Source organism: Gordonia soli NBRC 108243, assembly GCF_000334455.1.
Lineage (GTDB): Bacteria > Actinomycetota > Actinomycetes > Mycobacteriales > Mycobacteriaceae > Gordonia > Gordonia soli.
The window spans coordinates 279,568-304,218 of sequence record NZ_BANX01000011.1; the positions used below are offsets into that span (position 1 = coordinate 279,568).

Consider the following 24,651-nt stretch of genomic DNA (forward strand, 5'->3'; position numbering starts at 1 on the left):
GAACTCCAAGCCTGTGGAAAACGGTCGTGGCCGCGGCGTTGGCGCGTGCCCACGACAATTGTTGTCGCCGAGGCTCTCTCATACCGCGGCCAACACCGTCACTCACCCGAGCACTGCCCGGACCTGGTCGGCGATCGCGCGCTGGCCGGCCGCATTCGGGTGGACCGGCACGGTGGTGCGGGCGCCGACCTGCGGCTCCACCCATCGGTCGGCCTCTCCCGAACAGGCGTCGTGTCCCTCGGACACCCGGGACATGTCGACGAAGGTGGTGCCGGTCTCCCGGGCGGCGTCGGCGATGGTCGCGTTGAGCGTCGACTGCAGGTCGCGCAGGTACGGGACGTCGCCGGCGGCGACACGCATGGTCGGATAGCAACCGCCGCTCGGTGGCAGCAGCCACGGATACCCGACCACGATCACCCGAGCCTGCGGGGCACGCTCGTGGACGGCTCGCAGTGCCGCTGTCACGTCGGGTCCGGTGCGTCCGGTGACGATGTCGGTGAAGCGGGAACCGTTGGCCGCCTGGCACGGCGAACCGGTGGGGTCGGCAGCCGCGACGTCGGAGCAGGCGCGGATCGCACCCGCGTAGACGTCGGAATCGTTGCCGCCGATCATCAGCGTGACCAGCCGGGTGTCGGCCTTCACCGCATCGAGTTGTGGTGCGACACCGTAGAACTGGGATCGGGTGAAGTCGGTGGTGTCGGCACCGCCGCAGCTGACGTCGACCACCGGTCGCCCCAGGCCCTCGGCGAGGACGTGGGCGAAGTTGCGTTGCGAACGGAGACAGAACACGGGTGAGTCGTCGACTGTCGGCGTCACCCCGGTCCCGGCGCTGAAACTGTCTCCGAGGTTCACGTAGCCCCCCTCCGGTGCGACCGCGGAGGCGCTCGTCGACGGTCCGGTACGAGACGGAGACGACCCGGTCGGGCCCGGAGCCGGCGAGCCCGACGAACATCCGGCAACCACGAGCACCGCGCCCGCCGACACCGCGACAAGCACCCGTCGCCATCGCACTGGCAACGTCGGTCTCACGACGCGACGCCCAGCAGCAGGAGCAGCAGCTCGGCACGGGTACGGGCGTCGGTGAGGTCGATCTGCAGCATGTCCTCGATCCGTTCGATCCGGTGTCGCATGGTGTGTCGATGCACCCCGGCCGCGGTGGCGGCCTCACCCCAGTTGCCGTTGGCCTCGAGGTAGACCAGCAGCGTGTCACGCAGACGACTACCGGTGGCACGGTCGTGATCGAGGACCGGTGCGAGCCGTTGGGGGTACGCATCCGAGAGTGCCCGACGAACCGATTCGATGCTCAACAACGACCGACTCCCCTCGAGGTCGACCAGTTGTCCGACGGTCGCCGACCGGCAGGCGAGGCGCGCCTGCCGCATCGACTGCGCGACGTCGGCGAGATCGACCACCGGTCCGACGCCGCCGGCGGCCGAGTGGTGCGCAGTGAGCATGGTCAGCAGACCGGTGACGAACTCGATCGTGTCGTCGCCGCGCAACATCGCGACGACGTCGCTTCCGTTGCGGTGCACGAACACCGCTCGCCAGCGATGCTCCAACGCGTCGACCAGTCGCCGACTGCCGCGTTGCGCCGACTCGTCGTCGGCGAAACCGAACACCGCGACTCGCACCCGTCCGGCGGGGTCGGCCCCGCGCGAGATCAGTCGCGCGAGCGTCGGCGCGTGCGCCCAGTCCCCCGACAGCCGATCGTCGAGGGCGACGGCCAGCGCGTCCGAGTGCAGGTCTGCGGTGTCCCGATGCACTGCTTGTGGTTTCGCGTGCTCGATGGACAGCAGCGACGTGGCGTGGCCGACGAGCATGCGTGCGACGTCGTCCAGCGCCTCCCGACCGATGATGCCCAGATGTCCGAAGGTCGCGCCGCCGGCGGCAACCCGGGTGACCGTCAGCGCCGACGTCCCGGTCACCCAGGCCGCTCCTGCCGACGCCGGGTCGCGTCGGACCAGCGCGCGGATCTGCTCGAGGTCGGCCTCACCGAGATCTCGGGGAGCAGCCGCCACGACGTTCAACCCGCCGTCGAGCAACACGGCCGACCGACCGACGGAGTCGGCCAACTCTCGGACGACCGCCGCCGATCCCCCCGCCGCGGCGGCGCGGGTCATCCGCGGTTGCGCCCGCGTCGCGGCGACCAGGCGCGTGGACCGGGCCGCACTGATCTGCTCGAGCACCGCTCGCGCGATCGCCGAGAACGGCACCGGGACCGGCACCTCGACGATGGGCAGTGCGAGGCGATCGGCTTCCTCGACGAGCTCGACCGGCACCTCGTCGAACCCGAAGCCCACACCGAATCCGACCGCGGCGACCCCGACCCCGTGCAGTCTCGCCAGGTAGGCGATCCGTTCGGACGGGCTCGCGGGAAGTCGCAGTCCGGTGGTCAGCAACACCTCGCCTCCCGACAACCACTCGTGCGCGTTGACCAGTTCGGAGGAGACCGCGCAATCAAGGGTCCGATCGAGTCCCTCGGCCCCGCCGCGCAGGGTGAGTTGTAGCCGACGTTGCGCGAGCAACCACCGCACCGTCGTCATCGCAGCAAGATCATGGCAGCAGTGCGCCGCGAAGCGGACCTCTTCGCCGCACTCGTGCGAATGGACATGATGTCGATGATAGTCAGCGTGCCTGTACATCGTGTCAGGTTTGGTCGTCCGCTCCAGAGGCGAAGACTGGAAGCGAACCGACGTGCGCGGCTCGCCGGTGCTCCTGCCCGTCCGACGTGAGGATCGCGACCATGTCCGTGCTGCAGAACTTCATCAACGGGGAGTTCGTCTCCTCCACCGCGACCGAGACGCTGGACATCGTCAACCCGATCGACGAGTCGGTGGTGGCGGTGTCCCCGATCTCCTCGGCCGCCGACGTCGACACCGCGATGCGCGCTGCCGCTGATGCGTTCCCCGGCTGGAAACGGACCACCCCGAGCGAGCGTCAGAAGGCCCTCCTCCGATTCGCCGATGCCCTGGAGGCCAACTCCGACGAGCTCGTCGACGCGCAACACCGCAACACCGGACAGCCGAAGCAGCAGATCGCCGACGAGGAGGTCACCGTCGGCGCCGACCAGATCCGTTTCTTCGCCGGGGCCGCGCGCACCCTCGAGGGCAAGTCGGCCGGCGAGTACATGGCGGGATTCACCTCGTATGTCCGCCGCGAGCCGGTCGGCGTGATCGGTCAGGTGACACCGTGGAACTACCCGCTGATGATGGCGCTGTGGAAGATCGGCCCGGCCATCGCCGCCGGTAACACCGTGGTGCTCAAACCGTCGGACACCACACCGGAGTCGACGTTGGCGCTGGCACGGATCAGCGCCGACATCTTGCCGCCGGGAGTGTTCAACGTGGTGCTCGGCAACGCCGACACCGGCGCCGCGGTGATCGGTCACCCGACGCCTGCGATGGTGTCGATCACCGGCTCGGTGCGCGCGGGTATCGCGGTAGCCGAGTCGGCAGCCCAGAATCTCAAGGACGCCCACCTCGAGTTGGGCGGCAAGGCGCCGGCGGTCGTGTTCGCCGATGCCGATCTCGCCAAGACGATCGAACCGCTGGCCGCCGCGGCGTTCTTCAACGCCGGCCAGGACTGCACCGCCGTCACCCGCGTCCTGGTGCACGAGTCGATCCACGACGAGGTGGTCGGGTTGCTCGTGGAGCAGGCCCGCACGGCAGAGGTCCCACCGCTCAACAACGTCAACCACTTCGGCAAGGTGACGTCGATCCTCGACAACATCCCGTCCCATGCGACGGTCGCCACCGGTGGAGGTCGCAAGGGCGACAAGGGTTTCTTCGTCGAGCCGACGATCATCACCGGCGTCCGACAGGAGGACAAACTGGTGCAGGAGGAGACCTTCGGTCCGGTCATCACGGTCCAGCCGTTCGCCGACGAGGCGGAAGCCATCCGCCTCGCCAACGACGTCGCCTACGGTCTCGCGTCGAGTGTGTGGACCACCGATCACGCGACCGCGACCCGACTCTCGGCCGAACTCGACTTCGGCTGCGTGTGGATCAACTGTCACATCCCTCTGGTCGCCGAGATGCCACACGGCGGATTCAAGAACTCCGGGCACGGCAAGGATCTGTCGCTCTACGGGCTCGAGGACTACACCCGGATCAAGCACGTCATGAGCAGCACGGACTGAGTCGATGACCACCACTGCATCCACACCCGCAGGTGCCGACCCGATCGGCTCCGCCCATCCGCTCGACCCGCTGTCCGCCGACGAGATCCGGACGGTCTCGTCGGTCCTCCGTCGGGACCGTGGGGTCGGTGACGGCTGGCGCTTCGCATCCATCGAGATGGCCGAACCGTCGAAGGCCGCACTCGCTCGACACGCGTCGGGCGGCGACGCGCCTGAGCGGCGGGCGCTGGTCACCCTGCTCGACTCCACGCGCAACGAGACCCACAAGGCGACAGTGTCGCTGACCCTGGACGCGGTCGAGACCTTCGAGCACATCCCGCACGTCCAGCCGAATTTCACCGTCGACGAGTTCGAGGAGTGTGACCGCGTCCTGCGCGCACACCCCGACGTGATCGCCGCGTTGGCCCGACGCGGGATCACCGACCTGGATCTCGTGTTCATGGACACCTGGACCTACGGCGGACCGGTGATCCCCGACGAATACCGCGGACGACGGATCGGGTGGTCGGACACCTGGATGCGAAAAGCCCCCGGCGCCAATCCCTATGCCACCCCGGTCGCGGGCCTGCACTGTGTGATCGACGTCAACTCGATGGAGCTCCTCCGCATCGAAGACGCCGCCGGGAGCGGAGCGAGCGGGGCAGATGTCACCGCCGCCGGGAGCGGAGCGAGCGGGGCAGATGTCACCGCCGCCGGGAGCGGAGCGTTCGATCAACCTGAGGTGATGGGCGAGTACGTCCCTCGGCACATCCCACAGCGCATCCGCGACACCTTCACCCGCGAGCCGCTCAAACCCCTCGAGATCACCCAGCCGGAGGGTCCATCGTTCACCCTCGAGGGAAACCTCTTGCGCTGGCAGAACTGGTCGCTGCGAGTCGGTTTCAATCACCGCGAGGGCATGACCCTGCACACCGTCACCTACGAGGACGGCGGCCGTACACGCTCCGTCGCGCACCGACTCTCCTTCGCCGAGATGGTGGTCCCCTACCGCGACCACTGCGAGGACCATTACCGGCGAACCGCTTTCGACATCGGCGAGTGGGGTCTCGGGTTCATGACCACCTCCCTGGAGTTGGGTTGCGACTGCCTCGGCGAGATCCGCTACCTCGACGCCGTCTTGCATCACAGCAACGGTGAGCCGTACACGATCACCAACGCGATCTGCGTCCACGAGGAGGACAACGCAGTCCTGTGGAAGCATGTCGACCACGACGCCGGCGCCGAGGTGCGTCGGATGCGGCGGCTCACCGTGAGCTTCCATGTGACCGTGGCCAATTACGAGTATCTGGTCTACTGGCGCTTCCACCAGGACGGCAGCATCGAGTGCGAGGTCCGGGCAACCGGGATCATGGTGACCACACCGTTGCCGCCGGGGGTGGCCTCGAATCCGCACGGCACCATCGTCGACGAACGGACGTATGCGCCGTTCCATCAGCACTTCCTGGTGGCCCGGCTCGATCTCGACGTCGACGGCACCGATAACACCGTCGTCGTATCGGAGACGGTCGTCGAGCCGATGGGACCCGACAATCCGTACGGGTTGTCGCTGGTGCAGCGCAACACTCCGCTGCGCACCGAGTCCGAGGGCAAGCAGGACATGGACTTCGCGTCTCAGCGGGCGTGGAAGGTGGTCAATCCGAACGTCACCACGGGGCTCGGTCACCATCCGGCGTACAAGCTAGTGCCGGGCGGAGCGCTGCCGCCGATGTTCGATCCGGCATCGCCGATCTTCCGTCGCGCCGAGGTCATCGGGCACACGGTGTGGGTGACCCCCAATCGGCCGGACGAGCGGTGGCCGGCCGGTGAGTTCGTCAACCAGTCCGAGCGGGACACCGGTTTACCGGTCTGGACGGCCGCGGACCGATCGATCGAGAACACCGACGTCGTGGTCTGGTACACGTTCGGAATCCACCACATCACCCGCCCGGAGGACTGGCCGGTGATGCCTGCCGACACCATCTCGTTCTGGCTCAAGCCCTTCGGATTCTTCGACCGCAACCCGTCGCTGGACGTCGCGGCATCCGATGCTCACTGCGCACACGAATCATCCGCTCACGACTCGACTGCCGGCGATCCGGGCTGCGGCTGCGGCCACCACGGAAGCTGACCATCTCTGCGAGGGCGCCCTCACGCTCTCGCCAGATCCGAAAGGAAGCGATTTCCCTTGTCCGACAATCAGCTCGACCCCCAGGCGGTTCTCGACAGCGTACCCACCGGTTTGTGGATCGACGGCCGATCCGTGCCGTCCGAGTCCGGCGCGACCTTCGAGGTGTTCGATCCTGCGACCGAGGAGCCGTTGATCTCGGTGGCCGACGCGACCGTCGCCGACGCGGCGCACGCGCTGGATCGCGCTGCTGCCGCCGCCGACTCGTGGGCGACCACCGCACCGCGCGAACGTGGTGAGATCCTGCGCCGCGCCTTCCAACTGCTCACCGAGCGCGCCGACGACATCGCGCTGCTGATGACGCTGGAGCTCGGACGTGCTCTCCCGGACAGCCGAGCGGAGACCAAGTACGGCACCGAGTTCCTCCGCTGGTTCGCCGAGGAGGCGGTCCGGATCAACGGGAGGTTCACCCATTCGCCGACCGGCACCGGCCGGATCCTGGTGAGTCATGCCCCGGTGGGGCCGTGTCTGGCCATCACACCCTGGAACTTCCCGCTCGCGATGGGCACCCGCAAGATCGCTCCGGCGCTGGCCGCGGGCAACGTCATGGTGGTCAAGCCCGCCCATGAGACGCCGCTGACCATGTTGGTGTTGGCCGAGACCTTCGCCGAGGCCGGATTGCCGCCGGGCGTGCTGTCGGTGCTGCCGACCACGGCGAGCAAGGAGGTGGGCACCGCCGTCATCACCGACGACCGTATCCGCAAGATCAGCTTCACCGGCTCCACACCGGTGGGTCGGAACCTGTTGGCGCAGGCCGCCGAACGCGTTCAGCGGACCTCGATGGAGCTCGGCGGCAACGCACCGTTCATCGTCTTCGACGACGCCGACGTCGACGCAGCGGTCGAGGGAGCCTTTGCGGCGAAGATGCGCAACGGCGGCGAGGCGTGCACCGCGGCCAACCGATTCCTGGTCCAGTCGTCGGTGGCCGAGGAGTTCACCGCCAAACTCACCGAGAAGATGTCGGCGGTCCGACTCGGTGCCGGGTACGACGACGGTGTGACGTTGGGGCCTCTGGTGAGTGCGGCGCAGCGGGACAAGGTGGCCGATGCGGTCGAGACCGCCATCGCCGACGGCGCGCGGGTCCGATTGGGCGGCAAGGTCCCCGAGGGGCGCGGCTTCTTCTACCCGGCGACCGTGTTGGATCAGGTCGACCCGTACTCGACCGTCACCCGCGGCGAGATCTTCGGTCCGGTGGCGGTGATCAGCACGTTCGATTCCGAGAACGATGCAATCGCAGCCGCGAACTCGACCGAGTACGGCCTGGCCGCCTATTTCTACAGCCGCGACCTCGAGCGGTGCATGCGCGTCGCCGAGCGCCTCGAATCGGGGATGGTCGGTGTGAACCGCGGCGTCATCTCCGACGCAGCAGCGCCTTTCGGCGGGGTCAAGCAGTCCGGGATCGGCCGCGAGGGCGGTGCCGAGGGCATCGAGGAGTACCTGTCCGTCAAGTACGTCGCACTCACCTGAGTCGCGTCGAGAACCCAGGAGCAGCCATGTTCGTGGCGACCAGCGATCTCTCCGCCGCACCACCGCTCTCGCGCTACCCCGCTGATCGGCATGCGGCACCGGGCCGCGCTCCCGTCCGGGTCGGGCTCGTCCAGCACCGGTGGCAGCCCGACCTCGAGGCGGTGGTCACCGAGTTGGCCGAGGGCATCCGCATCGCCGCCGAGGCCGGCGCCCGTGCGGTGTTCCTGCCCGAGATCACGCTGCTGCAGTACCCGGCCTTCACCCGTGGCGGCCCCGATGCGGCCGCGGACGCCGAAGACCTCGACTCGGGCCCGACCGTCACCTTCGCCCGACGCATAGCCACCCTGCACGGGATCTTCGTCCACGCCTCGGTCTACGAGCGGGCCACCGAGATCGACGACGGTCTCGGTTTCAACACCGCGGTCCTGATCTCACCCGACGGTGAGCTGATCGGCCGGACCCGGAAGCTCCACATCCCGGTCACCAGTGGGTACTACGAGGACACCTATTTCCGGCCGGGGCCGTCCGACGACCCGCACCCGGTCTACCGGCCGGACGGGCTGGGGGCGGCAGTCGGGCTGCCGACCTGCTGGGACGAGTGGTTCCCGGAACTGGCACGGTCGTATTCGCTCGCCGGCGCCGACATCATCGCCTACCCGACAGCGATCGGTTCCGAACCGGACTTCCCCGACTTCGACACGGAACCGCTGTGGCAGCAGGTCATCGTCGGCAACGCCATCACCGCGGGGACCTTCATGGTGGTCCCCAACCGCTGGGGCGACGAGGGCGAGATCACTTTCTACGGTTCGTCGTTCATCTGCGATCCGTACGGACGCATCCTCGTGCAGGCTCCGCGTGACGAGTCGGCGGTGTTGGTCGCCGACCTCGATCTCGACCAGCGGCGCGATTGGCTCACCCTGTTCCCGTTCCTCCGCACGCGTCGTCCCGACACCTACGCCGCCCTGGTCGAGCCGGTGGCCGACACCGCACTCGGTGAGAGCGAACCGAGGACCCGATGACCGGCCGAGCTGTCGGCGGCTGGCGGATGCCGTCGGAGACCGAGCCACAGGACCGGGTGTGGATGGCGTATCCGGTACCCGGATACAGCCTCGGCGACACCGAGGCTGAACAGGACGAGGCACGGCGGACCTGGGCTGCCGTCGCCCACGCGGTCGCCGACCATCAACCGGTGACGGTCATCGTCGATCCGACCGAGGTCGGCGCCGCACGGCGTCACCTGTCGTCCGGCATCGACATCGTCGAGGCACCGTTGGACGACGCCTGGGCACGAGACATCGGCCCCACGTTCGTGCTCGGCGACGACGGCCGGCTCGGTGCGGTCGACTGGGTGTTCAACGGTTGGGGTGCCGCGAGCTGGGCGTCGTGGGAGAACGACCAGCACATCGGACGGCTGATCGCACAACTGTCGGGAGCGGAGCTGATCGAGTCGCCGATGGTCAACGAAGGCGGCGGCATCCAGGTCGACGGGCACGGCACGGTGATGGTCACGGAGTCGGTGCAACTCGGGGACGGGCGCAACCCCGAGTGGTCGAAGGCGGAGGTGGAAGCGGAGCTGGCCCGCACCATCGGCGTCGACCACGCCGTCTGGTTGCCGTACGGACTCACCCGCGACAACGAGACCTTCGGCACCCGCGGCCACGTCGACATCGTCGCCGCACTTCCGGCCCCCGGGGTGGTGCTCCTCCACGACCAGCGCGATCCCGCACATCCCGACCATCGGATCACCGCGACGCTGCGAGAGTTGTTGGACGAGGCGACCGACGCCACCGGCACCATATTCCGGATCGTCGACGTGCCCGCCCCGACCGTCCTCCGCGACACCGAGGGGTACGTCGATTACAGCTACATCAACCACGTGGTCGTGAACGACGCTGTGATCGCGTGCTCCTTCGACGACCCCAATGACGCAGCCGCCGTGGCGATCCTGAGCGAGACATACCCGGAAAGGCACGTGGTCTCGGTCGACGCCCGCCCGCTGTTCGCCCGCGGCGGTGGCATCCACTGCATCACCGCGAACCAGCCGTCGGCGAGGGGCTGAACGAACTTGCTCCATACCCTCGATGAATGGTTACACTCGGCCGCATGCGTACTCGAGCAGTCGCGGTACTCATCGCGCTCATGGTCGTCGTCGGTGCCGGGGTGGCCTCCCCCGCGAACGCTGACACGGGCAGCACCGGCAGCCTCGGCGGGGGCAGTTCGGATCTGCTGACCCCGAACAGTCAGTTCCTGTGGCAGAACCCGTTGGGCCACTACATCGTGATCCTCGGAGCCAAGATGGGCACCTTCGGTCAGACGCCCGACGTGCTGGCCCGCCGACTCGACGTCGGCGCGGGCCTGGCCCGGTCGCATCCGGTCAACCGCGTCATCGTCTCCGGCGGCAACACCTGGTGGTTGCCGGTGCCAGAGGCGCAGTTCATGAACATCGGGCTGATGCGCCGCGGCGTCCCGTTCTGGCAGATGGTGAACGAAGCCGGGTCGACGAGCACCGTGCAGAACGCCACCAACACCGTGCGGATGCTGAAGGCCATGGGCGCCAGCGGCGCGATCATCGTCACCAACGGGTTCCACATGCCGCGCGCGATGAACGACTTCCGGGCCGCGGCCGCGAAGCAGCACGCCCGGCTGGACTTGCGCACCGCCTACGCCTGATCCCCACCGCATCCGCAGCGAGCTGCTGAGATCGTCCCCGACAGCACTCACCAAGGGCACATTCCCCTCCGCGGGTACTCACGGGACTGATCTCAGCAGGGCTGGGCCGACAACACAGCGCCCCCGGGATTCCGCGGGGGCGCTGTGGTTCTCAGCTCACGAGCGGATGGTCACCGCAGCAGCGCGCGGCTCATGACGACGCGCTGGATCTGGTTGGTGCCCTCGTAGATCTGGGTGATCTTGGCGTCGCGCATCATGCGCTCCACCGGGAAGTCGCGGGTGTAGCCGGCGCCACCGAACAGCTGGACGGCGTCGGTGGTGACCTCCATCGCGACGTCGGAGGCAAAGCACTTGGAGGCCGACGAGATGAACCCGAGGTTCGACTCGCCGCGCTCGGCACGAGCGGCCGAGGTGTAGACCATCAGGCGCGCGGCCTCGACCTTCATCGCCATGTCGGCGATCATGAACTCGACGCCCTGGAACGTGCTGATCGACTTACCGAACTGCTTGCGGTCCTTGACGTATTCGATCGCCTTGTCGAGAGCACCCTGTGCGATGCCGACGGCCTGCGCGCCGATGGTCGGGCGGGTGTGGTCGAGGGTCTGCAGCGCGGTCTTGAAGCCGGTGCCCTCGTCCCCGATGATGCGGTCCGCGGGGATCGTGCACTCCTCGAAGTACAGCTCGGCCGTCGGAGATCCCTTGATCCCCAGCTTCTTCTCCAGCGGTCCGACGGTGAAACCGGGGTCGTCCTTGTGGACCATGAACGCCGAGATGCCGCTGGCCTTCTTCTCCGGATCGGTGACGGCCATGACGGTGTACCAGGTGGACTCGCCGCCGTTGGTGATCCAGCACTTGGTGCCGTTGAGCACCCAGTTGTCGCCGTCCTTGCGCGCACGGGTCTTCATCGACGCGGCGTCGGAGCCGGCCTCGCGCTCGGACAGGGCGTAGGACGCCATGGCATCGCCCGCGGCGATGGACGGCAGCACCTGCTTCTTGAGCTCGTCGGAGCCGTTGAGGATCAGCCCCATGGTGCCCAGCTTGTTGACCGCGGGGATCAGTGACGCGGAGGCGTCGACGCGCGCCACCTCTTCGATGACGATGCAGGCGGCCACGGAGTCCGCACCCTGGCCGTCGTACTCGTCGGGCACGTGGATGGCGTTGAAGCCGGAGGTCACGAGCGCCTTGAGAGCCTCCCGCGGGAAGCGTGCGTTCTCGTCGACGTCGGCCGCGTACGGCTCGATCTCCTTCTCGGCCAGCGCACGGATGGCCTCGCGGAGGGCGACATGCTCCTCGGGAAGCTGGAAGACGTCGAAATCTGGGTTGCCGAATCCGGCCATGACTAGCTCCTAACGACACTCAGTGCCACGGTTTGATCACTATCCTAAACTTCTCGGCACTCAGTGCCAAGTCCGACGCGTCACGGTTTCCGATCGTGTTCCAGCTGTTCACGCACCTGACGCCCGATCTCGGTGGGTGTCGCCGACGGATCGAAGGTCACCACCGCAACCGCCCGCCCCGGCCGATCCGGCGACGTCGCCGAGTCGGGGTCGACACCGAACTCGCTGCGCAACCGGGCCAACTCCGCACGCAGCACCTCCAGGGTGGCGTCGGCATCACCGCGGATCATCGATCGCAGCAGATAGTTGTGCGCGCCGGTGACCGCCGCCGCGAACCCGACGATCCGCACTGCGGGTACGTCCGGCAGTTCCCGACGCAGGTAGTCCTCGAACGCACGCTGGTAGCGGTAGGTGGTGACCAGCTCCCGATCGCGAAGTGCCGGGACCTGCTGCACCACCCGCATCCGCCGCGCGGCCATGTCGCGGCTGTCGAGGAAGTGCCGGAAGACCAGCTCGGCCGCATCGCACACCGCCATCGGCGCATCGCCGTGAGCCGCCACCAGGTGTCGACCGACCTGGGCCAGCAACTCCTCGTGATCGGCGAAGATCACGCCCTCCTTGGAGTGGAATTGACGGAAGAGCGTGCGCCGGGAGACGCCGGCGGCCGCGGCGATCTGGTCGACCGAGGTCGCCTCGTATCCCTGCTCGGCGAACAGACGGATGGATTCGGCGACGACGAGCATCCGCGTGTCGGCCGATCCCCCTGGGATCTCATCGGTCGCGGTCATGACATCCAGTATCGACCCCGCACCGGGCGATGCGTGCACGGCAGGGGTCACCCCCTCGGATGACGTTTGCTGGGACCCACGCGTCCGCGCACCTATGTTCGTTCCGGACAGGTCAGGAGAAGCCCGTGCACCAGCCGTATCCCCAGCACCACATGCCCGCCCCGGTGATCCGGACCCACGCGATCGCCGATGCCGGGATGGCCGGCCGGCTCAGTCGGTCGGGCAAGCGCAGGGTGGGAGTGGTCCTGCTCATCGCGATCGGTCTGTGTTCCGTATCGGTGGTGGCGCGAGCACTGTCTCGCGGAGAACAGGCGTTCACCCTGTTCACGATCGCGGTCGGCGCGGTGTCGATGGGACTCACCGCATTCATCTGGTTCGTGGTGATCCCCTACGGCTACCGCCGTCTGGTACCCGCCGGCAGTCGGCTGCGGGCCGAGTTCGGGCCGGCGCACATCTCCGTCACCCTCGGTTCGGTCCGTCAGGACATCGCGGTGAGCACCATCACTGGCGTCGATGCCGACGCCGTCGCGCTCCGTATCCGATCGTCGGACACCCCGGGCGCCGCCGGTGTGGTGATCCCGCGCGAGTTGGTCCCGCCGCAGGTCGAGGCAGGGCTTCTCGCACGATTCGGTGACCACCAGCCGGCGCGTCGACACTGACTCCGCCAGCGGCCCGCAGGCTCGTCCGGCCCGGTCGCGCACGTCGCGAAGCCCAATCCCGCCGAGGTGGCGCCGCCTGCTCGCTACTCTCGAGTAGAGAGTCGTCGCCGCGTGGAGACAACCGCGAGGGCAGGCGCCTCGGAACCGAGGGAGGACCACCGTGACCACGTCGGCCGAGACCACACCACCCGTCGATGATCGACCGAAGCCGCCGGTCGTCGACGAACGCGACATCGACGCCGAGGCGGCCCAGACCGATGGGCCCATCGACGAGGCGAGTCGCGACCTGCTCGTCGAAGGCGTCCGCACAGCGCTCGACGGCCGGTGGCGCTCGACACGAGATGCCGTGCGCGAGAACTCCGATCGCGCCGATCTGCTACCCGACCCGTCCCGCACCCTCGCCGAGGCCCGCGCACACACGCTCGGGGTGTTGAAGGAACTCTCGCAACAGGGGTTCGCGTCCGCCGGGTTCGCGGCCGATCACGGCGGCACCGGCGACGTCGGCGCATCCATCACCTCGATCGAGATGCTCGGGTACGCCGACCTGTCGCTGATGGTGAAAGCCGGTGTGCAGTGGGGCCTCTGGGGCGGCGCCATCGAGAACCTCGGCACCGAGCGTCATCACGAGAAGTACGTCAAGGGCACCATCGACCTCGACGTACTCGGCTGTTTCGCGATGACGGAGACCGGACACGGCTCCAACGTGCAGGCGCTGGAGACCCACGCCACCTACGACCGCGACACCCAGGAGTTCGTCGTCCACTCGACGACGCCGTCGGCGCGCAAGGACTACATCGGCGGCGCTGCCGAGCACGCCCGGTTCGCCGCGGTGTTCGCCCAGTTGATCACCGGTGGCCCCGGCGAAGAGGCGACCAGCCAGGGCGTGCATTGCTTCGTCGTCCCGATCCGCGACGAGGACGGTAACGACCTGCCCGGCGTGACCACCTCCGACGACGGATACAAGGGCGGACTTGCCGGAGTCGACAACGGGCGCATCATGTTCGACCACGTCCGCATCCCCGCCGACAATCTGCTCAACAAGTACGCCGACGTCGCAGCCGACGGCACGTACCACTCCCCCATCGAGAACCCCAACCGTCGCTTCTTCACGATGTTGGGCACACTCATCCGCGGCCGCATCAGCGTGGCCGCGACCGCGGGCGCGGCCGCTCGCAAGGCACTGACCATCGCCACCCGATATGCCATGGTGCGCAAGCAGTTCGAGGCGCCGGACGGCGACGACGAGATCGTGATCCTGGACTACCTGGGCCACCAGCGCAAGCTGCTGCCACTGATCGCCAAGTCGTATGCGATCGCCTTCGCCCAGAACGAGCTGACCGGCGAGCTGCACGACATCGGCCGCGTGGCCGACGACGATTCGGTGGCCGGACGTCAGCGACAGTTGGAGAGCGATGCTGCGGGCCTGAAGGCCTATGCCACCTGGCACGCGTCCCACTCGGTCAACGTCAGCCGCGAAGCCTGCGGTGGCGCCGGCTATCTCGACGAGAACCAGATCTCGATCATCCGCGGCGACATCGACGTGTTCACCACTTTCGAGGGTGACAACACGGTGATGACGCAGTTGGTGGCCAAGGAACTGTTGTCGTCGTACGCCGACGACGTGCGCGGACTGTCGGCAGGCGGCTGGGTCCGCTTCATCGCCGGCATGGCCCGCGACGTGGTCGCCGAGAAGACCGCCGTACGGCAGGTGGTCCAGACGCTGTTGGAGAGTTCGGACGAGGACACCGACAAGTCGAACCTGACCGATCGCGCGACCCAGATCCGGCTGTTCCGCAACCGTGAGGACCATCTGGTCCGCACCTGCGCCCAGCGTCTGCGGCGGGCCACCGACGACGAGAACGATCCGTTCGAGGTGTTCAACGACGCTCAGGACCACCTGCTCAAGGTGGGTTCGGCACGGACCGAGCGGATGGTCCTCGAGTCCTTCGTCCAGGCCATCGACGAGTGCGACTCCCGTTCTGCGCAGCAGTTGCTCGGCAAGGTGTGCGATCTGTACGTCTACTCGACCCTGGAGGCCGACCTCAGCTGGTTCATGATGCACCGACACATCTCGGTGGAGCGCGCCAAGGCGATCCGTCGCGGCGTCAACGACCTGTGCCAGGAACTGCGCCCGTACGCGAGCGTGCTGGTCGATGCCTTCGGCATCCCTGAGGCGCTGCTGGCCGCGCCGATGATCGAGAACGGCTGAGCGCACGCGGGCAACCACCCGACCGACGACGCCGCAGGTCCCCCCGGTCCTGCGGCGTCGTCGTGTCTGCCGGGTGCAACGGGTAGTCGAGTGTTCGGGATGCCCGCATCGGGATCGGGTGGCGATCCGGATGGCGATCCGGCGATGGGACGGCGATCCGGATTTCTGACACGCCAGCGGCCTCGACAGTGGACACACCACAGTACGACCCGCACACGTGCCAAAAATCCGACAACCGGCCCCACGGGGGAGCCCCGACCCGACCCCACCCGCACGAATCCGACCCGAACGCCACATCCGCCCGAATCCCGCCGAAACCGGATTTCTGACACACCAGCGGCCTCGACAGTGGACACACCACAGCACGACCCGCACACGTGCCAAGAATCCGACAACCGGACCCAACAGGGTGCCCCGAGAAGCCCGAGTTGTCGGTCGAGGAGGAGGTGAGCTGCCGAGTCAGTCGTCGGAGCGGGACCGCGGACCGAGCCCCATCCGGACCGCCTGGTGGGCCTCGGTCAGCTCGCTGCGGAGCCGGTCGACGTCGCGCGCCCATGCCTGCGTGAGCGTGCCGTCGGTCAACTTCAGTCCGATGCCCTTGCGGCGGCGGGGCACTGCGGGCAGTTCACCGAGCGCGCGGGCGCTCTCCCAGGTCTGATGGTCGGGACCGGTGTTGGCGGGCAGGACGCGGGAGATCTCGTCGAGGCCGATGGTCCGGGTGCCCTGTCGGAGGGTGGTCTCGGTCAGTTCGACACTGACGTGACGTCGGGCAGCGACCACCTGTACGACCGAGAAACCGATCAGGATCACGCCGAAGATGATCAGCACCGGCCAGTGGATTCCGCCGCCGCCGGTGATCTCCATCGCGAGGACCGCGCCGATGAGGACCGGGCCGATCGCCACGATCCACCAGCTGCCGCCTGGCTCGGCGAACAGGACCTCGCCGGGGTCGACGGGTTCGTCTGGGGTCGAGTCAGCTGCGGTCGGGTCATCTACGGTCGTGTCGGCTTCGGTATCAGCTGACTCGTTGTCGGGGTCCGGCTCGTTGTCGGGGTCCGGCTGGTTGTCGGCGTCCAACTCGTCGTCGGTGTCCGCGCGGTCCGTCACCGCGGACGGATCCGAGTCGGGACCGTCGGCCGTGTCATGGTCCGCAGAGTCGTCGGTTGTCGCATCCGACTCCGGTGTCGGATCGGATTCCGGTGTCGGGGCCGCGGTCACGTCTGGTTCTTCCGCTTGCCCGCCTTACCCTTCTTGGGCTGCGGTTCCACACCGGTGAACCACTTCTCCGATTCGGGTCGGTAGGCCAGCAAGGAGCCGAACAGGCCGATGAGCGCAACCAACAGCGCGACGGCCAGGTAGGGCGACTGGAAGCCCAGCGCGAGGATCAGCAGCATCGCGACCACCACCAGGGTCAGGGCCGCCAGCGACGAGCGCCATCGCACATCGCCGAGGTAGGCCTTGCTGCCGATCAGCACATAGGCGACGCCGACCGCCGCCATCAGCACGCCGAGACCCGCCAGACTCAGCGGTGCGGACTTCACGAAGAACGCGGCGACCAGCTCGATGAGACCGAGGACGACCAGCAGCGCTCCGGCCGCGGTCCAGCATCGATGCGCCCACACCACCTGATCGGGGCGACCGGCGGGATCGGGCGTGTACTCACTGCTTGTCACTGGGGCGTCGTCCTTCGGGGTCGGGAGAATCCTGCGCTGTGCCGCTGTCGTCGGCGGCCGGAGCACCACTGGCCGCGTCGTCGGTCACGGGATCATCATTCACGTGTTCCCCGGCAGAATGCTGAGAACCGGCCTGCTCGTCGTCATCGTCGTCATCGGCGACCGCTGGTGCACCGGTCAGGGCGCTCCGGATGTCCGGTTGGTCGGATTGCGGCGGAGTCGCCGGGTGATGCCCGGTCTCCGGATGCTGGTGGGTCACCGACTGCTGGTGGGTCACCGACTGCTGGTGCCACTCGGCCGATTGCTGCGCCCCGGGGGCCTGCTGTGGCCAGTTCTGGGGCGGATACTGGCTACCCGGGTACGGATATTCATAGCCCTGCGGATATTGGCCCGGGTACTGGTTCTGGGGGTTGTGGTTCTGGGGGTACGAGCCCGGGAGCTGATTCGGCGAGTACTGGCCCGGCGCGGGGTACGCGCTCGGATAGGCGGGTGTGCCGACCTGTCGGCGCCCCTGCTTGCGGAGCAGGGCCATCGCGCGGCAATAGGTTTCGGCGTCGCGCCGCAGCAGCAGCACCACGGCGCCGAGGGCGGCGACACCGCCGATCACGGTCGGGATCATCGCCCACTTCGGTTCGAGGTCACCGAACAGTGTGAACACCAGACTGACCAGCAGGTAGACGCTCATGCCCGAGAGGATCATCCGCGCGACGTTGTAGCCCTTACGGGTCAGCCAGACGAGCAACAGCGACACCGCGGTCAAGATCACGCCCAGGACCGCATAGGACGCCACGATGGTCGTGGTCGACGAGAGCAGGTCGGCCTCGGCGCGCGGGGTGTCGGCGGGCAGCTCGCGGGCACGCTCGCGCCAGAGATCGGCCGCCGACGGGTACTGGGCGACGTAGGCGACGATCTGGCTGAGGATGACGAGCAGCCACAGTTCGGTCGCGATGGTGATCGAGTCCGAGCGCGGCGGCGACTTCGGCCCCGCGGTCGGATCCCCCGACGGGGGCATTGCGGTCGGGTCCCCCGACGGGGGTGTCGGGCCCAGGGGTGAGGACATGGGCTCCAGGGTAATGAATCGGACACGGCCGGACTCGGGCCGCTGGTCGAGAGCCGGACTCGGGCCGCTGGTCGAGAGCCGGACTCGGGCCGCTGGTCGGGAGCCGGACTCGGGCCGCTGGTCGGGAGCCGGACTCGGGCCGCTGGTCGAGAGCCGGACTCGGGCCGCTGGTCGGGAGCCGGACTCGGGCCGCTGGTGACCGCCGAGCGTTCCCGCGACTTCGACCGAGGTCGCGGGAACGAGACGAGGTCGCGTGAGGAGACAAACTCGCTAGCGCAGCCAGCCGGCCGCTTCGGTCGCCCAGTAGGTCAACACGATGCCTGCACCTGCGCGACGGATGGCGAGCAGCGACTCGAGGATGGCGGCGTCGCGGTCGATCCAGCCGCGTTCGGCGGCCGCGGTGATCATCGAGTACTCCCCGCTGATCTGGTACGCCGCCACGGGCACGTCCGCCTCCTCGGCGACGTCCCGGACGATGTCGAGGTAGCTCATCGCGGGTTTGACCATCACGATGTCGGCGCCCTCGTCGAGATCGAGTCGCAACTCGCGCAACGCCTCGATGCGATTGGCCGAATCCTGCTGATAGGTACGACGATCCCCGGACAGACTCGAGGCGACCGCCTCACGGAAGGGACCGTAGAACGCGGAGGCGTACTTGGCCGTGTAGGCAAGGATCCCGACGTCGGCGTGTCCGGCGGCGTCGAGTCCGGCGCGGATCGCGGCGACCTGGCCGTCCATCATCCCGCTCGGGCCGACCAGATGCGTACCCGCATCTGCTTGCGCGACAGCCATCTCCACGTACCGATCCAGTGTCGCGTCGTTGTCCACCCGGCCGTGTTCGTCCAGGACACCGCAGTGACCGTGGTCGGTGAACTCGTCGAGGCAGGTGTCGGCCATCAGGACCGTCGTGTCGCCGAGGTCGGCGCGGAGCTCGGCCAACGCGCGGTTGAGGATGCCGTCGGCCGCCACGCCGACAGAACCGGTGGGGTCCTTGTCCTCCGGGGTCGGGACCCCGAACACCATCACGCCGCCGACGCCCGCACGGACGGCCTCGTCGGCCGCCGCGCGCACCGAGTCGAGCGAATGCTGCACCACACCGGGCATCGACGAGATCGGCCGCGGCTCGTCGATGCCGTCGGCCACGAAAACCGGCAAAACGAGATCGGCAGGCGCCAGCCGGTTCTCGGCGACCAGACGCCGCATCGCGGGACTCGTCCGCAGTCGTCGGGGACGGATCACCGGGGCCACAGGCCCACCTCCTGGAGGTCGTGCGTGAGCGAGCGCGTCAGGAACGCGAGCGTCGGGACTTCTTGCGCGGCGGGGGCAGTGCGCCCTCGGCCCGCAGACGTGCCGCGTGCTCGGCGAGCGCATCGACCAGATCCGGGATCGACGCGGACTCGGGTTGCACGTCCACGCGCAGACCGAATTCCGTTGCCGTCTCGGCGGTCTTGGGGCCGATGCACGCGACGATGGTGCGCGCGTGCGGCTTCCCTGCGATGCCGACGAGGTTGCGGACCGTCGAGCTCGAGGTGAAGCAGACGGCGTCGAATCCACCGGTCTTGATCATCTCGCGGGTCTCGGCAGGCGGCGGTGCCGCACGCACGGTGCGGTACGCGGTCACGTCGTCGATCTCCCAGCCGCGCTCACGCAATCCCTCGGACAGCGTCTCGGTCGCGATGTCGGCGCGCGGCAACAGGATCCGGTTGACCGGATCGAAGACGTCATCGTACGGCGGGAAGTCGTCGAGCAGGCCGAGTGAGGACTGCTCGCCGGAGGGGATCAGCTCCGGGTTGATGCCGAAGGTGCGCACCTTCTCGGCCGTCGCCTCGCCGACGCAGGCGATCTTGACACCGGAGAACGCACGGGCGTCCAGTCCGAACTCGGCGAACTTCTCCCACACGGCGCGCACGGCGTTGGTGGAGGTGAACACGACCCACTGGTAGCGGCCGTCGACGAGTCCCTTGACCGCGCGCTCCATCTGCGCCGGGCTCCGCGGCGGCTCGACCGCGATGGTCGGGACCTCCTTGGGGATGGCACCGTGGCTGACGAGACGTTCGCTCATGTCGCCTGCCTGATCCTTGGTGCGTGGCACCAGGACGGTCCAGCCGTAGAGCGCCCGCGACTCCCACCACGAGAGCTTGCTGCGCTGGCTGACGACCTTGCCGACTGTCAGGATCAGCGGCCCGCTGAGGGCGTTGCCCTGCTCGTTGAGCGTGGCCAGGGTGGCTTCGATGGTGCGCTGCGCGCAGGTGGTGCCGTTCACGGTGATCGCGACCGGCGTCTGCGCGGCAAGACCGTGTTCGGTCAGCGCGCTCGCGGTCTCGGCGAGGTGTCCGGCGGTGGCGTGCAGCACCAACGGTCCGGGGGCCGCCGCCAGGGCTGCCCAGTCGACCTCGCCGCGGACGTCGGCCTCGGTGTGGCCCGAGCCCAGCGGCATACCTGCGTAGCTGGGCACCACGGAGGCGGCAGGCAGTCCGGGCAGTACCTCGAACTGCACCGACGACCGGGCCACTGCGTTGACCTCGGCGAGCACGGGATCGGTGGTGAGCGGGTCGCCTGCGACGACGCGGACCACGTCCACGCCGGTCTTCGCTGCGGCGACCAGGGTCTTGGCGACCTCGGCGGGATCACCCAACGCGGGATGGACCACCGACGACTCGTCCTGGGAGTCGGCGTCGGTCGTCGATCCGTCGGCGTTCTCCGCGGCCTGCTCCGCCTTGGCGGTCTCGCGCGCGGAACGGCGGTCGTCGGCGGGGTCCTCGCGGTGGGCGGCCCCGATCAGGGACACGACCGCGGCGGGGACGTCCGGATCGATGTAGGCCGTCGTCGCGCGGGTGATCACGGTGCGCGCACGCACCGTCAGCAGTTCCGGATCCCCGGGTCCCGACCCGACGAACAGGATCCGCCCCGGACTGGCCTTCTTCGTACGGCTCATGGGTTCGCACTCTCCTGCCCTCAGCACAGGGCTGCAGTTCCTTCTGCTACCGGAGTCGCGAACAGGTGTCCGACGGATACGACCCGCGCACCGTCGACGTCGTGACCGCGTCTACGGTGGCGAACCGTGGCCGACGAGCGCTCCCGCTCCCAGCTCCAGCAGTTCGGCGGCGAGATCTTTGCCGAGTTGGATCGCGCGATCGAGCGGACCCACCCTCGAGGCCCGGATCACGTCGGATCCGTCCTCGGCCGCGACTGCCGCACGAAGCGACAGCTCGGCGAAGATGCGCCCGTCGTCGTCGATAGACTCGACCACCTCGGCGATCGCTCCGACCGGCGCTGTGCACCCGGCCTCGAGGGCCGCGAGCACTGCTCGCTCGGCGTCGATCGCCACGCGGGTGGACTCATCGTCCAACGCGGCGAGTGTTCTCACCAGTTCGGCATCGTCGGAGCGGCACTCCACGGCCAAGGCCCCCTGCGCCGGTGCCGGTAGCAGGACCACCGGATCGAACGCCTCGGTGACCTCGTCGGTCCTGCCGATGCGGACTAGTCCGGCGCGGGCGACCACGACTGCGTCGAGTTCGCCGCTGGCGACTTTGCCCAACCGAGAATCAAGGTTGCCTCGTAGGGGGCGGATTTCCAAACCGAGACCCAATGCTCTAAGCTGCGCCGCCCGCCGTGGCGCCGAGGTACCGACCGTCGACCCCGGAGGTAGCTCGCCGAGGACCATGCTGTCCCGGCTGACCAGCGCATCTCGGGGATCCGCACGCGGCGGGACGGCCGCGATCGTGAGCCCCTCCTCGGGTGCTGTCGGCAGGTCTTTGTAGGAGTGCACGGCGACGTCGATCTCGTCGTTGTGCAGCGCGACGCGGATGGCGGTGGTGAACACCCCGACGCCGATCTCGGCGACCGGCGCGGCCGACGCATCACCCGCGGTCTTGATGATGACCAACTCGGCGGGATGGCCGGCCTCGGTCAGCGCGTCGGCGATGGTCTGCGCTTGAGTGGTGGCCAGCTGGGAACCACGGGTGCCGATCCGGATGACGCCCGTTGCTGCCCCGGTCACTCCCCCGACCCCGGGGTCATCGGACGACCGGACTCACCCTGACGGCCGGTCTCTGCGAGCCCGGACTGGGTTACATGGCCGGTCTCTGCGAGCCCGGACTGGGTTGCATGGCCGGTCTCTGCGAGCCCGGACTCGGCAGCCGAGACGGACTCAGCGGCGCCCGGCTTGAGCTCGAACAACTCGCGCAGCGCCTCGGCGTAGTGGTCGCCGTTCGGCGTGGACGCGAGCTGCTTCACCCGCACCGTCGGTGCGTGCAGCAACTTGTCGACGACCCGGCGGACGGCCTTGGCGACCTCGTCGCGCTGCGGGTCGTCCAAGCCGGGGAGACGGGTCTCGAGTCGGAGGATCTCGGCCTCGACCACCTCGGCGGCACGATGCCGGAGCGCGGCGACCGTCGGGGTGACCTCGGCCTGTCGCTGGTGGGTGAGGTAGTCGGCGAGTTCGGCGGCGACGATCGACCGTGCCGCGAGCGTGTCGTTCTCGGCGGCCTGGGTCTCGGAGTCGCCGCGGAGGCCCTCGATGTCGACGACGTGGACACCCGGCAGCCGGGCGGCGGCAGGATCGACGTTGCGCGGCAGTCCGAGATCGCAGATCACAAGCGGGGCGTCGACGGTTCGCGCAGCCAGAGCGGAGTGCACCTCGCCGACACTGATCACCGATCCGACCGACCCGGTACAGGCGACGACGACGTCTGCGGTGGCCATCGCGGCGGGCAGTTCGTCGAGTCCGACCCCGCGCGCGGCGACACCGTGGTTGGTCGCCACGTTGGCGGCGAGGTGTCGGGCCTTGGCCACCGTGCGGTTGACCACCACCAGCTCGTCGACACCGTCGCGGGCCAGGTGTGCGGTCGCGAGGCCACCCATGGCGCCCGCACCGACGACGACGGCCGATCGCAGCCCGGCTGGTCGGGCGTGCCCGACCTCGGCATCACGGGCCTCGGTGTCACGGGTATCGACGTCGTGCACGTCGGCTGTACCCAGAAGGGCCTTGGCCCGGTGCAGACCGACCGAGACCACCGACGCACCTGCTCGGTCGATCCCGGTCTCGGTGTGCACCCGCTTGCCGACGCGTAGCGCCTGCTGGGCCAGCTCGTGCAGGACGCGCCCGGCGGACTTGTTGTCGTCGGCGTTGAGGTAGGCGTTGCGGATCTGGCCGAGGATCTGCTGCTCACCGACGACCAGCGAGTCCAGGCCGGCAGCGACGGTGAACAGATGCTCGACCGCAGCCTCGGAGTAGCGCACGTACGCGTGCCGGGTCATCTCGTTGACGGTCATCCCGGAGTGATCTCCCAGGACCGATCCGACGGCCTCGAGAGCCGGGTGGAAGGCATCGACGACGGCGTAGACCTCGACACGGTTGCAGGTCGACACGAGCATCGCCTCGGAGATCGCGTGGGACGTGAGCAGTGCGTCGACCAGCTTGGGGCGGTCGTGATCGGACACCGCGAGCCGCTCCAGTACCTCCACCGGGGCACTCCGGTGGGACACCCCGAACAACAGAACACTCACGCGGTCACCGTCTCTTCACCCATCACGGTCTCGTCCTTCTGCGCAGGCACGCCACCGGTCGGGGACCCGTCGTGGCCCCGTGTCGATCCGTCGTTCCGTGCCGGTCCCTGCGGGCTGCGGGAGGCGTTGAACGCGAGTACCTGTAGCTCCAAGGCTAGATCAACCTGTCTGACGGCGACATCGGTGTCCGCTGAGAGAGACACCGGCGTGATGTTCAGCACCTGCCGGACACCCACCGCCACGAAGGCGTCGCAGGCCGCCTGGGCGTGTTCGTCGGCCGTGGCGATGACGCCGATCTCGATCCTGGGCCCCTCGGGATCCCCGCAGACGGCCTCGATCGCGGACAACGGCCGGATCGTCGGGCCGTCCTCCTCCAGTGCGGTTCCGACGAGGCCCTCGTCGGCGTCGAAGAGCGCAGCCACCCGGAAGCCACGCCCGAATCCCGTGTGCGCCAACAGCGCGAGCCCGAGGCGGCCGGCACCGGCGAGTGCGACGGTGTGCGTGCTGTCGGTGTGCAGCGCCATCTTGATACGCGCGGTGAGGCGACTGACGTCGTAGCCGACCCCACGGACTCCGTTGGCGCCGACGTGGGAGAGGTCCTTGCGGAGGATCGCCGAGTTCACGTTGGCGGCGGTCGCGAGTTGGACGCTGGAGGCGATGAGCACGCCGCGCTCGCTGAACCGGCGGAGCACGTGGAGGTACGCGGCCAGCCGGGCGACCGTCGGTTCCGGGATGGGTGCGGGCTCGGATATGTCGGACGGTGAGCCGTCGGCGTCCGAGTCTCTCCCCCTCACGACACCCTCTTCCTCGCTGCTTCCACCACGACGATTGATCCAGGGTATACCCGGCGTGAACGTGTTCACCTGCCGCCCCTGCGCGGAGTGGCGCCGCACGTCGGGGCCCATCCGACCTACCCGGTCGGCCAGGTCACGTGTACGCGGTAGGGAGCCTCGCAGACCTGGCTCGGCGGAACCGGGC

20 protein-coding genes are annotated in these 24,651 nt (G+C 68.5%); 8 read left to right on the forward strand and 12 right to left on the reverse strand.

Features of this window, described 5'->3' with window-relative positions; genetic code table 11:
- Nucleotides 1–102: 102 nt before the first annotated feature.
- Nucleotides 103–1,011, reverse strand: a complete 909-nt coding sequence (locus GS4_RS08965; protein ID WP_007619734.1) for an SGNH/GDSL hydrolase family protein — start codon at nucleotides 1,009–1,011, stop codon at nucleotides 103–105.
- 14 nt (nucleotides 1,012–1,025) lie between these two features.
- The gene (locus tag GS4_RS08970; RefSeq protein WP_007619735.1) at nucleotides 1,026–2,543 is read right to left on the reverse strand and encodes a PucR family transcriptional regulator; all 1,518 of its coding nucleotides are present in this window, start codon (nucleotides 2,541–2,543) and stop codon (nucleotides 1,026–1,028) included.
- 200 nt (nucleotides 2,544–2,743) lie between these two features.
- Here GS4_RS08970 and GS4_RS08975 point away from each other — a divergent pair, with 200 nt between their 5' ends.
- The 6 genes from GS4_RS08975 to GS4_RS09000 are packed head-to-tail and all read left to right on the forward strand — an operon-like array spanning nucleotide 2,744 to nucleotide 10,439.
- Nucleotides 2,744–4,138 carry a gamma-aminobutyraldehyde dehydrogenase gene (locus GS4_RS08975; RefSeq protein WP_007619736.1) on the forward strand — a complete coding sequence of 465 codons (1,395 nt, stop codon included), beginning with the start codon at nucleotides 2,744–2,746 and terminating at the stop codon, nucleotides 4,136–4,138.
- 4 nt (nucleotides 4,139–4,142) lie between these two features.
- On the forward strand, nucleotides 4,143–6,245 hold the full coding sequence (locus GS4_RS08980) for a primary-amine oxidase (RefSeq protein WP_007619737.1): 2,103 nt from the start codon (nucleotides 4,143–4,145) through the stop codon (nucleotides 6,243–6,245).
- A gap of 57 nt (nucleotides 6,246–6,302) precedes the next feature.
- Nucleotides 6,303–7,769, forward strand: a complete 1,467-nt coding sequence (locus tag GS4_RS08985) for an NAD-dependent succinate-semialdehyde dehydrogenase (protein ID WP_007619738.1) — start codon at nucleotides 6,303–6,305, stop codon at nucleotides 7,767–7,769.
- 26 nt (nucleotides 7,770–7,795) lie between these two features.
- Entirely contained in the window at nucleotides 7,796–8,788 is a 993-nt protein-coding gene (locus GS4_RS08990; protein WP_007619743.1) for a nitrilase-related carbon-nitrogen hydrolase, read from the forward strand.
- Nucleotides 8,785–9,828: an agmatine deiminase family protein gene (locus GS4_RS08995; RefSeq protein ID WP_007619744.1), complete on the forward strand. Its 1,044-nt coding sequence runs from the start codon at nucleotides 8,785–8,787 to the stop codon at nucleotides 9,826–9,828. The genes GS4_RS08990 and GS4_RS08995 overlap by 4 nt, the downstream gene beginning before the upstream one ends.
- Before the next feature lie 44 nt (nucleotides 9,829–9,872).
- Entirely contained in the window at nucleotides 9,873–10,439 is a 567-nt protein-coding gene (locus GS4_RS09000; protein ID WP_157226557.1) for a YdcF family protein, read from the forward strand.
- Between the two features lie 170 nt (nucleotides 10,440–10,609).
- Here the strand turns inward: GS4_RS09000 and GS4_RS09005 are convergent, their stop codons facing one another.
- Nucleotides 10,610–11,776, reverse strand: coding sequence for an acyl-CoA dehydrogenase (locus GS4_RS09005; protein WP_007619746.1), 1,167 nt, complete (start codon nucleotides 11,774–11,776; stop codon nucleotides 10,610–10,612).
- Between the two features lie 80 nt (nucleotides 11,777–11,856).
- Nucleotides 11,857–12,564 (reverse strand): TetR/AcrR family transcriptional regulator, encoded by a 708-nt coding sequence (locus tag GS4_RS09010; protein WP_007619747.1) that lies wholly within the window; start codon nucleotides 12,562–12,564, stop codon nucleotides 11,857–11,859.
- Between the two features lie 125 nt (nucleotides 12,565–12,689).
- Here GS4_RS09010 and GS4_RS09015 point away from each other — a divergent pair, with 125 nt between their 5' ends.
- Nucleotides 12,690–13,223, forward strand: coding sequence for a hypothetical protein (locus GS4_RS09015; RefSeq protein ID WP_007619748.1), 534 nt, complete (start codon nucleotides 12,690–12,692; stop codon nucleotides 13,221–13,223).
- Between the two features lie 232 nt (nucleotides 13,224–13,455).
- The gene (locus GS4_RS09020; protein ID WP_245555607.1) at nucleotides 13,456–15,432 is read left to right on the forward strand and encodes an acyl-CoA dehydrogenase family protein; all 1,977 of its coding nucleotides are present in this window, start codon (nucleotides 13,456–13,458) and stop codon (nucleotides 15,430–15,432) included.
- Between the two features lie 459 nt (nucleotides 15,433–15,891).
- On the opposite strand, the gene mce1N is transcribed toward GS4_RS09020, so the two are convergent.
- From mce1N to GS4_RS09060, 8 genes are all read right to left on the reverse strand, one after another.
- A complete protein-coding gene (gene mce1N / locus GS4_RS09025; RefSeq protein WP_007619750.1) occupies nucleotides 15,892–16,650 on the reverse strand; it encodes a transport-regulating membrane protein Mce1N in 759 nt (252 codons plus the stop codon).
- The gene (locus tag GS4_RS09030) at nucleotides 16,647–17,105 is read right to left on the reverse strand and encodes a hypothetical protein (protein WP_007619751.1); all 459 of its coding nucleotides are present in this window, start codon (nucleotides 17,103–17,105) and stop codon (nucleotides 16,647–16,649) included. Before GS4_RS09030 ends, mce1N begins: the two co-directional genes overlap by 4 nt.
- Nucleotides 17,092–18,165 (reverse strand): polyadenylate binding domain-containing protein, encoded by a 1,074-nt coding sequence (locus GS4_RS09035; protein ID WP_157226558.1) that lies wholly within the window; start codon nucleotides 18,163–18,165, stop codon nucleotides 17,092–17,094. Before GS4_RS09035 ends, GS4_RS09030 begins: the two co-directional genes overlap by 14 nt.
- 270 nt (nucleotides 18,166–18,435) lie before the next feature.
- Nucleotides 18,436–19,413 carry a porphobilinogen synthase gene (hemB, locus tag GS4_RS09040; RefSeq protein WP_007619753.1) on the reverse strand — a complete coding sequence of 326 codons (978 nt, stop codon included), beginning with the start codon at nucleotides 19,411–19,413 and terminating at the stop codon, nucleotides 18,436–18,438.
- A gap of 37 nt (nucleotides 19,414–19,450) precedes the next feature.
- A complete protein-coding gene (locus tag GS4_RS09045) occupies nucleotides 19,451–21,100 on the reverse strand; it encodes a bifunctional uroporphyrinogen-III C-methyltransferase/uroporphyrinogen-III synthase (RefSeq protein WP_007619754.1) in 1,650 nt (549 codons plus the stop codon).
- 111 nt (nucleotides 21,101–21,211) lie between these two features.
- The gene (gene hemC / locus GS4_RS09050; protein WP_007619755.1) at nucleotides 21,212–22,165 is read right to left on the reverse strand and encodes a hydroxymethylbilane synthase; all 954 of its coding nucleotides are present in this window, start codon (nucleotides 22,163–22,165) and stop codon (nucleotides 21,212–21,214) included.
- Nucleotides 22,162–23,673 (reverse strand): glutamyl-tRNA reductase, encoded by a 1,512-nt coding sequence (locus GS4_RS09055; protein WP_007619759.1) that lies wholly within the window; start codon nucleotides 23,671–23,673, stop codon nucleotides 22,162–22,164. Before GS4_RS09055 ends, hemC begins: the two co-directional genes overlap by 4 nt.
- Nucleotides 23,670–24,578: a redox-sensing transcriptional repressor Rex gene (locus GS4_RS09060; RefSeq protein WP_007619762.1), complete on the reverse strand. Its 909-nt coding sequence runs from the start codon at nucleotides 24,576–24,578 to the stop codon at nucleotides 23,670–23,672. The genes GS4_RS09055 and GS4_RS09060 overlap by 4 nt, the downstream gene beginning before the upstream one ends.
- Nucleotides 24,579–24,651: the final 73 nt, after the last annotated feature.

Excerpts from the sequence above, each read along its gene's own strand:
- GS4_RS09035 (WP_157226558.1), bottom strand. The coding sequence starts at position 18,165 with ATGTCCTCACCCCTGGGCCCGACACCCCCGTCGGGGGACCCGACCGCA.
- GS4_RS09010 (WP_007619747.1), bottom strand. The coding sequence starts at position 12,564 with ATGACCGCGACCGATGAGATCCCAGGGGGATCGGCCGACACGCGGATG.
- GS4_RS09005 (WP_007619746.1), bottom strand. The coding sequence starts at position 11,776 with ATGGCCGGATTCGGCAACCCAGATTTCGACGTCTTCCAGCTTCCCGAG.
- GS4_RS08995 (WP_007619744.1), top strand. The coding sequence starts at position 8,785 with ATGACCGGCCGAGCTGTCGGCGGCTGGCGGATGCCGTCGGAGACCGAG.
- GS4_RS09060 (WP_007619762.1), bottom strand. The coding sequence starts at position 24,578 with ATGGGCCCCGACGTGCGGCGCCACTCCGCGCAGGGGCGGCAGGTGAAC.
- GS4_RS08980 (WP_007619737.1), top strand. The coding sequence starts at position 4,143 with ATGACCACCACTGCATCCACACCCGCAGGTGCCGACCCGATCGGCTCC.
- GS4_RS08970 (WP_007619735.1), bottom strand. The coding sequence starts at position 2,543 with ATGACGACGGTGCGGTGGTTGCTCGCGCAACGTCGGCTACAACTCACC.
- GS4_RS08975 (WP_007619736.1), top strand. The coding sequence starts at position 2,744 with ATGTCCGTGCTGCAGAACTTCATCAACGGGGAGTTCGTCTCCTCCACC.
- GS4_RS08990 (WP_007619743.1), top strand. The coding sequence starts at position 7,796 with ATGTTCGTGGCGACCAGCGATCTCTCCGCCGCACCACCGCTCTCGCGC.
- GS4_RS09000 (WP_157226557.1), top strand. The coding sequence starts at position 9,873 with ATGCGTACTCGAGCAGTCGCGGTACTCATCGCGCTCATGGTCGTCGTC.
- GS4_RS09045 (WP_007619754.1), bottom strand. The coding sequence starts at position 21,100 with ATGAGCCGTACGAAGAAGGCCAGTCCGGGGCGGATCCTGTTCGTCGGG.